Origin of the sequence: Burkholderia sp. SCN-KJ (genome assembly GCF_024656005.1) — a bacterium.
Lineage (GTDB): Bacteria > Pseudomonadota > Gammaproteobacteria > Burkholderiales > Burkholderiaceae > Burkholderia.
Window position 1 is genome coordinate 17,406 of sequence record NZ_JANKOG010000046.1, and the last position, 11,197, is coordinate 28,602.

At 67.4% G+C, this 11,197-nt stretch carries 10 protein-coding genes; 6 read left to right on the plus strand and 4 right to left on the minus strand.

The window, feature by feature from the left end; all coding sequences use genetic code 11:
* Positions 1-63: 63 nt before the first annotated feature.
* Positions 64-537, plus strand: coding sequence for a PliI family lysozyme inhibitor of I-type lysozyme (locus NQV17_RS36095; protein WP_257775914.1), 474 nt, complete (start codon positions 64-66; stop codon positions 535-537).
* 42 nt (positions 538-579) lie between these two features.
* Here the strand turns inward: NQV17_RS36095 and fetB are convergent, their stop codons facing one another.
* Both fetB and NQV17_RS36105 read right to left on the minus strand, forming a co-directional pair.
* Positions 580-1,383, minus strand: coding sequence for an iron export ABC transporter permease subunit FetB (gene fetB / locus NQV17_RS36100; RefSeq protein WP_257775915.1), 804 nt, complete (start codon positions 1,381-1,383; stop codon positions 580-582).
* The gene (locus tag NQV17_RS36105) at positions 1,380-2,081 is read right to left on the minus strand and encodes an ATP-binding cassette domain-containing protein (RefSeq protein ID WP_257775916.1); all 702 of its coding nucleotides are present in this window, start codon (positions 2,079-2,081) and stop codon (positions 1,380-1,382) included. Before NQV17_RS36105 ends, fetB begins: the two co-directional genes overlap by 4 nt.
* A gap of 151 nt (positions 2,082-2,232) precedes the next feature.
* Here NQV17_RS36105 and NQV17_RS36110 point away from each other — a divergent pair, with 151 nt between their 5' ends.
* Positions 2,233-4,548, plus strand: a complete 2,316-nt coding sequence (locus NQV17_RS36110) for an AsmA family protein (protein WP_257775917.1) — start codon at positions 2,233-2,235, stop codon at positions 4,546-4,548.
* A gap of 133 nt (positions 4,549-4,681) precedes the next feature.
* On the plus strand, positions 4,682-6,274 hold the full coding sequence (locus NQV17_RS36115; RefSeq protein ID WP_044848912.1) for an ABC-F family ATPase: 1,593 nt from the start codon (positions 4,682-4,684) through the stop codon (positions 6,272-6,274).
* A gap of 244 nt (positions 6,275-6,518) precedes the next feature.
* On the opposite strand, the gene NQV17_RS36120 is transcribed toward NQV17_RS36115, so the two are convergent.
* A complete protein-coding gene (locus tag NQV17_RS36120; RefSeq protein ID WP_257775918.1) occupies positions 6,519-6,884 on the minus strand; it encodes a hypothetical protein in 366 nt (121 codons plus the stop codon).
* A 267-nt stretch (positions 6,885-7,151) separates the two neighbouring features.
* On the opposite strand from NQV17_RS36120, the gene NQV17_RS36125 reads away from it, so the two are divergent.
* The 3 genes from NQV17_RS36125 (at position 7,152) to NQV17_RS36135 (ending at position 10,614) form a co-directional block, all read left to right on the plus strand.
* On the plus strand, positions 7,152-8,588 hold the full coding sequence (locus NQV17_RS36125; protein WP_257775919.1) for an aldehyde dehydrogenase family protein: 1,437 nt from the start codon (positions 7,152-7,154) through the stop codon (positions 8,586-8,588).
* A gap of 128 nt (positions 8,589-8,716) precedes the next feature.
* Complete coding sequence (locus NQV17_RS36130) at positions 8,717-9,907, plus strand: nitronate monooxygenase family protein (protein WP_257775920.1); 1,191 nt, start codon at positions 8,717-8,719, stop codon at positions 9,905-9,907.
* Positions 9,908-9,972: 65 nt separating this feature from the next.
* Positions 9,973-10,614 (plus strand): OmpW family protein, encoded by a 642-nt coding sequence (locus tag NQV17_RS36135; protein ID WP_044848916.1) that lies wholly within the window; start codon positions 9,973-9,975, stop codon positions 10,612-10,614.
* A 75-nt stretch (positions 10,615-10,689) separates the two neighbouring features.
* Here the strand turns inward: NQV17_RS36135 and NQV17_RS36140 are convergent, their stop codons facing one another.
* Entirely contained in the window at positions 10,690-10,893 is a 204-nt protein-coding gene (locus NQV17_RS36140; protein WP_027784516.1) for a DUF1289 domain-containing protein, read from the minus strand.
* Positions 10,894-11,197 lie beyond the last annotated feature (304 nt).

Here is an 11,197-nt window from a genome sequence, read left to right on the forward strand (position 1 = left end):
TGACGTCATGCGGATGTCACGCTATCCTCGTGGGCTTCTCCCTCTTCCCCGAACGACATCCCGATGAAACATTGCATGCGCGCGCTGCTGTCGGCCGCTGCGTTCGTCGCCACCCATGCGCAGGCGGCCGACGATTGCAGCTTCGCGAAGAAAGTCGAGCTGCCGTCGCGACAGCAGGTCGCCGTCGTGTCGAGCGGCGCACTCGAACCGTGCTCGACCGGCAGCTATGCGGTGCGCGTGTATTCGACCGCGCATGCCGCGCCCGGCTTCGATACGGACGACTACGTAACCGGTGTGCTGCATGCGCGTGACGGCACCGTCGCCGACGCCTTCACGGCCGACCTCGGTGCGCGTGCGCCGCAGGCGCTCGTCGTCACGACGCGCTCGGCCGGCAGCGGCGGTTATGTCGGCGCGCAGGCCTATGTGACGACACCGCGCGCGGTGCGGCTCGTCGCGTCGGTCGACGGGCTGACGCCCGACGCCGATGTCACGGCCGCGTTGCGCCAGGCCCTCGGCAGACGCCGTAGCGCCCGCTGACCGCACGCCGCGCAAACGCCGCGTGGGTCGCGGCGCCGCGCATCAATGCGCGCGTTCCTCGAGCCGCGATGCGAGAAAGCGGTGATCGGCGGAGAACAAACGGCGATACGTCATCAGCACCGCGCCGACCGTGCCGAGCGCGGACGCCGCGGCGATCAGGAACATGATCACGATCTGGTAGCGCACGGCCTGCAGCGGCGACTGGCCGGCCAGCACCTGGCCGGTCATCATCCCCGGCAGGCTCACGACGCCGACGACGGCCATCTGGTTGAGTGTCGGCAGCATGCCCGCGCGCACGGCCTGGCGCGCGGCGTCCTGCGCGGCTTCCCAGCGCGTCGCGCCGAGCGCGAGTGCGGTCTCGACGCGGTCGCGCCGTGCCGTCAGTTCCTCCATCATCCGTTCGACGCCGAGCGACACGCCCGTGAGCGTATTGCCGAGGATCATCCCGAGGATCGGGATCGCATATTGCGGCGTGTACCACGGATGAATGCGGATCACGACGAACAGCCCGATCGCCGCGACGACCCAGCTGCTGAACCAGATGGACGCGATGCTGTCGACGCGCTGTCCGCGATACGTGCGCTTGCCGCGGCCGGCGCCCGCAAAGCCCGCGATCAGCGTCATCAACGCGGTCAGCGGCAGCACGACGGTCCAGTGCGGATGGCCGAACACCCAGCCGAGCACGTAGCCGATCGCGAGCAGCTGCACGACGGTGCGCACGGCGGCGAGCGCGAGCTTGCGCCCGAGGCCGAGCGACAGCGCCGCGGAGATCGCGCCGTTGACCGCGACGAGCGCGGCGGCGATGCCGACGTCGACGAGACTCAGATCCTGCAGTGCCGGGCTCATCGTGCCGCCTCCGTCGTACTCGCGGCGTGCAGCACGCCGGCCTGCATCACGAGCCGCATCGTGCCGATCCGTGCGGCCTGCGCCGGATCGTGCGAGATCCACATGCAGGCGCGCGCATCGGGGGCCGCGTCGAACCAGGCGCCGACGAGCGCTTCGATCGCGCGCGTGGAGTCGGGGTCGAGCGCGGACGTCGGCTCGTCGAGCAGCAGCACGTCGGGGTCGAGTTGCAGCACGCGCAGCAGCGCGGTGATCTGCGCTTCGCCGCCCGACAGTTCGCTCGCGCGCTTGTCGAGAAAATCGGCGCCGCGACCGGCGCGGGCCGCGAGCGCTTCGGCGCGCGCACGGTCGAACGTCGCGTCGCGATAGATCGCGAGCGAGTACGGATAGCGCAATTGCGCCTCGACGGTGCCGTCCATCTGCGCGGGTCGCTGGCGCACGTAGGCGACGCTGCGCCGGTAGCGCGGAATCGCGCCGCGCCTGATCCGCTGGCCGCGCCACAGGATCTGACCGCCGTCGAGCGGATCGAGCAGCGCGAGCGCGCGCAGCAGCACGCTCTTGCCGGAACCCGATGGTCCGGTGATAGCAATTCGCGATCCCGCGGCGAGGCTGAAGTCGGTCGGCGCCAGCAATGTCTTGCCGCTGCTGGCGTCGCGGCGCGTGATGTGCTGCGCATCGATGAGACCGGTCGGGGCTGTCATGTCACAAATGAAAAAAAGCGTTAATGGCGCCGAGGCGTTGTCGGAGCGTGCGTCATAATACAGATTGAAAAGCCGCCAGTGTCGTGCTTCGTTCCTTCACACACGTGGCCCGACATGGCGTGCACACTTGCATAACAACAACGGAATCGCCATGACGCTAGCCCGAGCCATCGGCAAATCGGCTGCATGGATCGTCTGCATCGTCGCACTGATCATCGCGGCCGCCGGCATTTTTATCGTCACGTTCGACTGGAACCGCGCGAAACCGTGGGTCAACGAACATGTGAGTACCGCGCTTGGCCGTTCGTTTGCGATCAACGGCGATCTCAAGGTCGGCTGGCGTCGGCCGGACGGCGAGACCGGCTGGCGCGCATGGGTACCCTGGCCGAGCTTCTCGGCCACGCAACTCGAGATCGGCAATCCGGACTGGGCGAAGGGGCCCAGGTTCGTCACGGTCGATGCCGCGCATTTCGATCTCGCCATCCTGCCGCTCCTCGCGCATGAAATCGTCATTCCGTCGATCGATGTCGTCAATCCCGCGGTCGACCTCGAGCGGCTCGCCGACGGCCGCAATACGTGGACCTTCCAGTTCAAGCAATCAGCGCAGCCGTCGCCGTGGAAGGTGCGGCTCGACAGCTTCGGGTTCGCGAAGGGCATCGTCACGTATCGCGATGCGATCACGAAGGCCGATCTCACGGTCGCGATCGATACGCTCGGCCAGCCGATTCCGCTCGGCGACGTGCTGAAGGAACAGGAACAGAGGTCGCGTGCGGCATCGGCCCAGCGCGTCGGCAAGCACGGCGCCGCGCAATTGAGCGCGAAGGCGAATGCGCAAGCCGCATCGGGTGCGTCGGCGCCGCAGGCGGCGAGCGGGGCGTCTGCCGTTGCGGCGTCGGGGGTGTCCGGCGCCGCTCCGGCTACTTCGGTTTCCTCTGCATCGACGGCCGCGCCGGCATCCGGCGCGAGCGGTGCGTCAGGTGCATCCGGGGCATCCGGGGCGTCGGCGGCCGCCGCGCCCGCGAAGCCGTCCGGCCCGACCTATGCGTTCGGGCTCAAGGTCGACGGCCGCTACAAGAACGTGCCGATCAGCGGCACCGGCAAGGTGGGCGGCGTGCTGGCGATCGAGAGGTCGACGCAGCCGTTCCCGCTGCAGGCTGACGTGAAGGCCGGCGACACGCGGCTCGCGATCGTCGGCACGCTGACCGACCCGATGCATCTCGCGGCGCTCGACCTGCGGTTATGGCTGCAGGGCACGTCGATGTCGCACCTCTACCAGATTACCGGCATCACGCTGCCCGACACGCCGCCGTATGCGACCGAAGGGCGGCTGATCGGCAACATCAAGCAGGGCGCCAGCACGTTCCGCTACGAGGACTTCAACGGCCGCGTGGGCGGCAGCGATCTGCGCGGCACGCTCACCTGGGCGCAGCGCGAGCCGCGGCCGAAGCTGTCGGGCGAGCTCGAGTCGAAACTGCTGCAGTTCTCCGACCTCGCGCCGGTGATCGGCGCCGACACGGCCGCGAGCAAGGCGAAGCGCGGCGACACGACGCGCCAGCCGCCGGATCGCGTGCTGCCGGTTTCGAGGTTCCGCACCGAGCGCTGGAGCGCGATCGACGCGGACGTGAAGTTCACCGGCCGCAAGCTGATCAAGAGCCCGCAACTGCCGATTACCGACCTGTACACGCACGTTCTGCTGCAGGACGGCGTGCTGACGCTCGAGCCGCTGAAGTTCGGCGTCGCGGGCGGCACGCTCGCGACGACCGCGCATCTCGACGGCAGCCGCACGCCGCTCAAGGGCCGCTTCACGCTGTCCGCGCGTCACCTGAGGCTCAAGCAGCTGTTCCCGACGCAGAAGGTGATGCAGACCGCGCTCGGCGAGATCAACGGCGACGCGTCGCTGTCGGCGACCGGCAACTCGCCGGCCGCGCTCGCGGGTACCTCGACCGGCGAAGTGAAGGCGCTCATCACGGATGGCCGCATCAGCCTGCTGCTGATGGAGGCGGCAGGGCTGAACGTCGCGAACGTCGTCTACGAGAAGCTGTTCGGCACCCGCGACGTGAACATCAACTGCGCGGCGATCGACTTCGTCGCGACCGACGGGATGCTCGACCCGAAGGTGTTCGCGCTCGATACGGACGATGCGCTGATCAACGTCGACGGCCCGGTCAACCTGCGCGACGAATCGATCGACCTGAAGATCCACCCGCACACGAAGGGTTTCCGGGTCTTCTCGCTGCGCTCGCCGCTGTATGCGAAGGGCACGTTCAAGAACCCGAAGGTCGGCGTCGACGCGGGCGCGCTCGCGCTGCGCGCCGGCGCGATGGTCGGGCTCGGCCTGATCAACCCGTTCGCGGCGCTGGTTCCGCTGATCGCGCCGAGCAACAACCGCGACGTGCCGTGCGCGGAGCTGTTCGGGCAAATGAAGGAGAAGGCGGCGCAGAAGCGCGCGGCGAAGGAAGGCAAGTAGCGCACCCGAAGGGAGGCGCCGGCGCCGCGCGCGGCGGCCCGGCTGGCGGGGCCGGAACAGTGCGGTCGGCAGTTTCTCCGACACCTGCTAAAATACACGGTTTTCCGTCGATTTCTCTCTTACGGGACCTGCCGTGCTTTCTACTGCCAACATCACGATGCAATTCGGGCCGAAGCCCTTGTTCGAGAATATCTCGGTCAAATTCGGCGAGGGCAACCGCTATGGTCTGATCGGCGCGAACGGCTGCGGCAAGTCGACCTTCATGAAGATCCTGGGCGGCGACCTCGAGCCGAGCGCCGGCAACGTCGCGCTGGAGCCGAACGTGCGCCTGGGCAAGCTGCGCCAGGACCAGTTCGCGTACGAAGACGTGCGCGTGCTCGACGTCGTGATGATGGGCCACACCGAAATGTGGGCCGCGATGACCGAGCGCGACGCGATCTACGCGAACCCGGAAGCCACCGACGACGACTACATGCACGCGGCCGAGCTCGAAGGCAAGTTCGCCGAATACGGCGGCTACGACGCCGAGGCGCGCGCGGGCGCGCTGCTGCTCGGCATCGGCATCGAGGAGAAGTTCCACAACGGCACGATGGCCGACGTCGCGCCGGGCTGGAAGCTGCGCGTGCTGCTCGCGCAGGCGCTGTTCTCGAAGCCGGACGTGCTGCTGCTCGACGAACCGACCAACAACCTGGACATCAACTCGATCCGTTGGCTCGAGCACACGCTCAACGAGTACAACTCGACGATGATCATCATCTCGCACGATCGTCACTTCCTGAACTCGGTGTGCACGCACATGGCCGACATGGACTACGGCACGCTGAAGGTCTGGCCGGGCAACTACGACGACTACATGCTCGCATCGGCACAGGCGCGCGAGCGCCAGGCCGCGGCGAACGCGCGCGCGAAGGAACGCGTGGCCGAGCTGCAGGACTTCGTGCGCCGCTTCTCGGCGAACAAGTCGAAGGCCCGCCAGGCAACGAGCCGCGCGAAGCAGATCGACAAGATCAAGATCGAGGAATTCAAGCCGTCGTCGCGTCAGAACCCGTTCATCCGCTTCGAGTTCGAGAAGAAGCTGCACAACGTCGCGGTGGTCGCCGAAGACATCACGAAGAAGTACGAGCGCACGATCTTCCAGAACTTCAACCTGTCGGTGCAGCCGGGCGAGCGCATCGCGATCATCGGCGAGAACGGCGCGGGCAAGACGACGCTGCTGCGTTCGCTGCTCGGCGCGCTGCAACTCGATCACGGCACGGTGAAGTGGTCGGAGAACGCGAACGTCGGCTACATGCCGCAGGATACGTACGAGGAGTTCCCGAACGACATCACGCTGATGGACTGGATCGACCAGTACCGCAAGGACGGCGACGACGAAACGATGGTGCGCGGCACGCTGGGCCGCCTGCTGTTCTCGTCGGACGACATCAAGAAGTCGGTGAAGGTGCTGTCGGGCGGCGAGAAGGGCCGCATGATCTGGGGCAAGCTGATGCTCGGCCGCCACAACGTGCTGCTGATGGACGAGCCGACCAACCACATGGACATGGAGTCGATCGAGTCGCTGCAGATCGCGCTCGAGCAGTTCGAAGGCACGCTGATCTTCGTGTCGCACGACCGCGAATTCGTGAGCGGGCTGGCGAACCGGATCATCGAAGTGCGCACGGACGGCACGCTGTTCGACTTCGGCGGGAATTACGAGGAGTTCCTGACGAGTCAGGGGCAGGAGTAATTGCCCGGGCGGCCATGCCCGACCTGATGTACCGGAAGCCCGCCAGGTGCAAGCCTGGCGGGTTTTTTCGTATCCGGGCAGATGTTCGCCGTTACCGGATCGGCACGACGGCCATTGAAGGGGAAATGTCAGGTCGGGTGCGGCACCCTCGATGACGATTCGACGCGGCGGCGCCGTTTCCGGCCGGCAGGCGCCGCGAACCCAACAGGCGCACTATCTAGCGTGCCGCCCGGCGCCCGTCGCGTCAATCCGCGAGCCGCTTGTCGGCGAGCGCCTTGCAGCAGTCTTCGTACACCCATTGCACGAGTTTCGCCCGGTAATCGAGATCGTCGGTATCGACGATTTCCTCGACCGCGTCACGCGCCCACGACGCGTCGACGAAGTCGGCGTGCCGCTTTGCGATGTCCTGCGCCAGCGCGGCCAGCTTCGCGATCGCGAGCCAGTCGGCCTGCCGGTGATGGCGGTCGAGCCAGCGGTGCGCGGCCTGCACCTGGAACGATGCGTCCGGCCAGGTTTCGTTCAGGTAAAACGCGCCGAGATTGCCGCAGGTGAGCCAGCACAGCAGCTCCAGGCGATCTTGCGAGCCGAGGATATGGGATACGTCGGTCATGGCAGCGCTCACGAAGGCATCGATTCCGGGGGCGCGGCCTGCAGCGGCCGGCGCCGATACTAAAAACATAGCACGATGCGGGCCACGTCGTGCGGCCTCGTGGCGTGCCGGCGTGGCGCGGATGCTGCAGCCGCGGGCAGCCGGCATCCGGCACCCGTTCGCCGGCGTCCGTGCGGACCGTTCGGCAGCGCTCGCGGTCCGGTTCGGCGTCATCGCCGGGCCGCGCCACACTCGTTAGAATGGCCGTTTTCCGGGAGACAGGAAGCGATGAAAATCTACAACCAGTTCTACATCGACGGTGCATGGCGCAAGCCGGCCGGAACGGGCACGATCGACGTGATCGATTCGGGCACCGAGGCCGTGATCGGCCGGATTCCCGAGGGCGTCGCGTCCGACGCGCAGGACGCGATCCGCGCGGCGCGCGCGGCGTTCGACGCGTGGGCCGCGACACCGGCCGCGACGCGCGCGGGCTACCTGCGCAAGATCGTCGAGCGTCTGCAGGCGCGCAGCGAGGAACTCGCGCAGTCGATCACCGGCGAAGTCGGGATGCCGATCAAGCTGTCGCGTGCGATCCAGGTCGGTGGCCCGATCTACAACTGGAAGGCATACGCGAAGCTCGCCGAATCGTTCGAATTCGAGGCGACGGTCGGCAACTCGCTGGTGGTGCGCGAACCGGTCGGCGTCGTCGCGGCGATCACGCCGTGGAACTACCCGCTCAACCAGGTCACGCTGAAGGTCGCGCCGGCACTCGCGGCCGGCTGCACGGTCGTCCTGAAGCCGTCCGAAGTCGCGCCGCTCAACGCGTTCATGCTCGCGGAGGCGATTCACGAAGCGGGCCTGCCGCCGGGCGTGTTCAACCTCGTATGCGGTTACGGCCCGGTCGTCGGCGAGGTGCTGGCGACCGATCCGGACGTCGACATGGTGTCGTTCACGGGCTCGACGCGCGCCGGCAAGCGCGTGGCCGAACTCGCGGCCGCGGGCGTGAAGCGCGTCGCGCTCGAACTGGGCGGCAAGTCGGCGTCGGTGATTCTCGACGATGCCGATTTCGCGACGGCGGTGAAGGGCACGGTCAACGCGTGCTATCTGAACGCGGGCCAGACCTGTTCGGCGCACACGCGGATGCTGGTGCCGCAAGCGCGCTACGACGAGGCGCGCGCGCTCGCGAAGGCGGCGGCCGAAGCGTATGTCGCGGGCGACCCGCGCCAGGAAACGACGCGCCTCGGCGCACTCGCATCGGCCGTGCAGCAGCAGCGCGTGCAGGCCTACATCCAGCGCGGGATCGACGACGGCGCGGAACTCGTGACGGGCGGCACAGGCCTGCCGGAAGGGTTCGCGAAGGGCTTCTTCGTGAAGCCGACGGTGTTCGGCCGCGTCGATCCGAAATCGACGATCGCGCAGGAGGAAATCTTCGGGCCGGTGCTGTCGATCATCACGTATCGCGACGAAGACGAAGCCGTGCGCATCGCGAACGACTCGCCTTATGGGCTCGGCGGCGCGGTGTGGGCGGGCAGCGACGAACGCGCGATGCGCGTCGCGCGCCGCATCCGCACGGGGCAGGTCGACATCAACGGCGGCACGTGGAACAGCGCCGCGCCGTTCGGCGGCTACAAGCAGTCGGGGCACGGCCGCGAGAACGGCGTGTACGGGCTCGAAGAGTATCTCGAATACAAGTCGATGCAGCTCAAGCCGGCGAATCCGGCCTGAGCGTCGCACCGCGCCTGACCCGAAACGGCACGCTCGCGTGCCGTTTCTTTATTGACGGCCGTCAAGATGCGCGTCGGTGGATCGTCGATCATCGCGTTTCCGATTTCCGATGTTTCGACGAGGTTCAGATGACCGCACGCACTTCCTTCCCGCCGCTCACGATTCGCGGCCGCGCGTTGCTGCCCGTGGTGCAGGGCGGCATGGGCGTCGGCATCTCCGCGCACCGCCTCGCGGGCAGCGTCGCGCGCGAAGGCGCGCTCGGCACGATCGCGAGCATCGACCTGCGTCACCACCACGCGGACCTGCTCGCGCGCTGCCGCGCGAATCCCGACCGCGCGACGCTCGAGGCCGCGAACCTCGACGCGCTCGCGCGCGAGATTCGCCTCGCGAAGACCTACGGCGAAGGCCGCGGGATGATCGCGGTCAACGTGATGAAGGCGGTGCGCGCGCATGCGGACTACGTGCGCGTCGCGTGCGACGAAGGCGCGGACGCGATCGTGATGGGCGCTGGCCTGCCGCTCGATCTGCCCGATCTCACGCAGGGGCGCGACATCGCGCTGATCCCGATCCTGTCGGACAGCCGCGGGATCGCGCTGGTGCTGAAGAAGTGGATGAAGAAGGGGCGGCTGCCGGATGCGATCGTGATCGAGCATCCCGCGCATGCGGGCGGCCACCTCGGGGTCACGCAGATCGACGACATGCACGATGCGCGCTTCGATTTCGAGCGCGTGCTCGACGAGGCCGCGCAGGTGATGGCGTCGCTCGGCGTGGCGCGCGACACGATCCCGCTGATCGTCGCGGGCGGGATCAACAGTCACGACACGGTGCGTGCGGCGCTCGCGGCCGGCGCGAACGGCGTGCAGGTCGGAACGCCGTTCGCGGTGACGGAAGAAGGTGACGCGCATCCGAACTTCAAGCGCGTCCTGGCCGACGCGCTGCCCGACGACGTCGTCGAATTCGTCAGCGTGACGGGGCTGCCGGCGCGCGCGGTGAAGACACCGTGGCTCGATCGCTACCTGCGCAACGAAACGCGCATTCGCGACAAGCTCGGCGCGTTCAGGCAGCGCTGCCCGACCGCGCTCGAGTGCCTGAGCGTCTGCGGGTTGCGCGACGGCATCGAAAAGTTCGGCCATTTCTGCATCGACACGCGGCTCGCGGCCGCGTTGCGAGGCGACGTCGCGAACGGCCTGTTCTTCCGCGGCCGCGAAGCGCTGCCGTTCGGCAACGCGATCCGCAGCGTGCGCGATCTGCTCGACCTGCTGCTGACGGGCCGTGCCGCGGCGACTGCGACAAACCGTCCGAGGTTTACGCTGGCTTGACGGATATCAAAACGACGAAAAGACCCTACGAGGAAAATGGAATGCATTCTTCAGGGGTCTTTACCATGCATAAAACGATTCGAACATGTGTCACCGCTGCCGCCGTCGCGGCGAGTCTGGTCACGATGCCCACGCTGTCGCACGCGGCGTCGCCGGGCGACGGGATCAACCAGGGTGACGTACTGGTCCGCCTGCGCGCGATCAGCATCCAGCCGAACGAGCGCGCGAGCGACACGCTCGGCGCGATCAATACCGGCGTGAACAACGCGATCGTGCCGGAGCTCGACTTCACCTACATGATCCGCGACTACCTGGGCGTGGAGCTGATCCTCGGCACGTCGCGGCACCAGATGACCTCGAGCCTCGGCAACCTGGGCGGCGTGGGCGTGCTGCCGCCGACGCTGCTGCTGCAGTACCACTTCAACCATGCCGGCAAGGTGCGTCCGTACGTCGGCGCGGGCCTGAACTACACGTACTTCTACAACAACGGGCTCAACGTCGGCGGGGAAGGCGTGTCGATCAACAAGAGCAGCTTCGGTCCGGCGCTGCAGTTCGGCGTCGACGTGCAGTTGACGAAGAAGGTGTTCATGAACGTCGACGTGAAGAAGATCTGGATGAGCACCGATGCGACGCTCGGCGACAAGGGCATCGGCACGCTGCACATCGATCCGCTGATCGTCGGCGTGGGCGTCGGGATGAAGTTCTAACGGTTCGCGGACAAGAACAGAGTTGGGGTTGGCGGCATGGCAGTCGGCATGCCGCTCTTTTTTTGTGCGGCCGGTTTACAGCTTGTCGTACTGGAAGCGCATCGCGGTGCCTTCGCGCGTAATGCGCTCCCACACCGCCCGCTTCTCGTCGTCGCTCAGGAACACCCAGTTCGACACTTCGCCGGCCGTGCGGCCGCAGCCCTTGCAGACTTCGTCGAAGAGGGTCGAGCACACGCCGATGCAGGGGCTGTCGGGCAGGTCGTGGAGATTGGAGGCCATCGGGAGGGTTCGCGCAGTGAAATCGTCAGGGCGTCATTTTAATGCATCGGGACGGGGCGGCCGGCGGACGCCGCTAGCGTGCCGTACGGTCGCGTTGCCGTGACGGTACGGCCGGCCGGACGGTGGCCGGATCGCCGTCGGCGACGGTTGGTCCGCCGTGCCGCGGCGGGCAGGGCGCGGCGTGCGGCGCGCGGCGCGTGTCGCAGCCTGCCGCGATTTCACCGGTGAAACGGCCGCATGCACCGCGCGCCGTGCGGGCCGCTTGTGCTGCATGCGGCACGCGGTTTCGCCGCCGCTTTCTTTT

Coding starts and splice junctions, on each gene's coding strand:
- NQV17_RS36095 (WP_257775914.1), top strand. CDS start 64: ATGAAACATTGCATGCGCGCGCTGCTGTCGGCCGCTGCGTTCGTCGCC.
- fetB (WP_257775915.1), bottom strand. CDS start 1,383: ATGAGCCCGGCACTGCAGGATCTGAGTCTCGTCGACGTCGGCATCGCC.
- NQV17_RS36105 (WP_257775916.1), bottom strand. CDS start 2,081: ATGACAGCCCCGACCGGTCTCATCGATGCGCAGCACATCACGCGCCGC.
- NQV17_RS36110 (WP_257775917.1), top strand. CDS start 2,233: ATGACGCTAGCCCGAGCCATCGGCAAATCGGCTGCATGGATCGTCTGC.
- NQV17_RS36120 (WP_257775918.1), bottom strand. CDS start 6,884: ATGACCGACGTATCCCATATCCTCGGCTCGCAAGATCGCCTGGAGCTG.
- NQV17_RS36125 (WP_257775919.1), top strand. CDS start 7,152: ATGAAAATCTACAACCAGTTCTACATCGACGGTGCATGGCGCAAGCCG.
- NQV17_RS36130 (WP_257775920.1), top strand. CDS start 8,717: ATGACCGCACGCACTTCCTTCCCGCCGCTCACGATTCGCGGCCGCGCG.
- NQV17_RS36135 (WP_044848916.1), top strand. CDS start 9,973: ATGCATAAAACGATTCGAACATGTGTCACCGCTGCCGCCGTCGCGGCG.
- NQV17_RS36140 (WP_027784516.1), bottom strand. CDS start 10,893: ATGGCCTCCAATCTCCACGACCTGCCCGACAGCCCCTGCATCGGCGTG.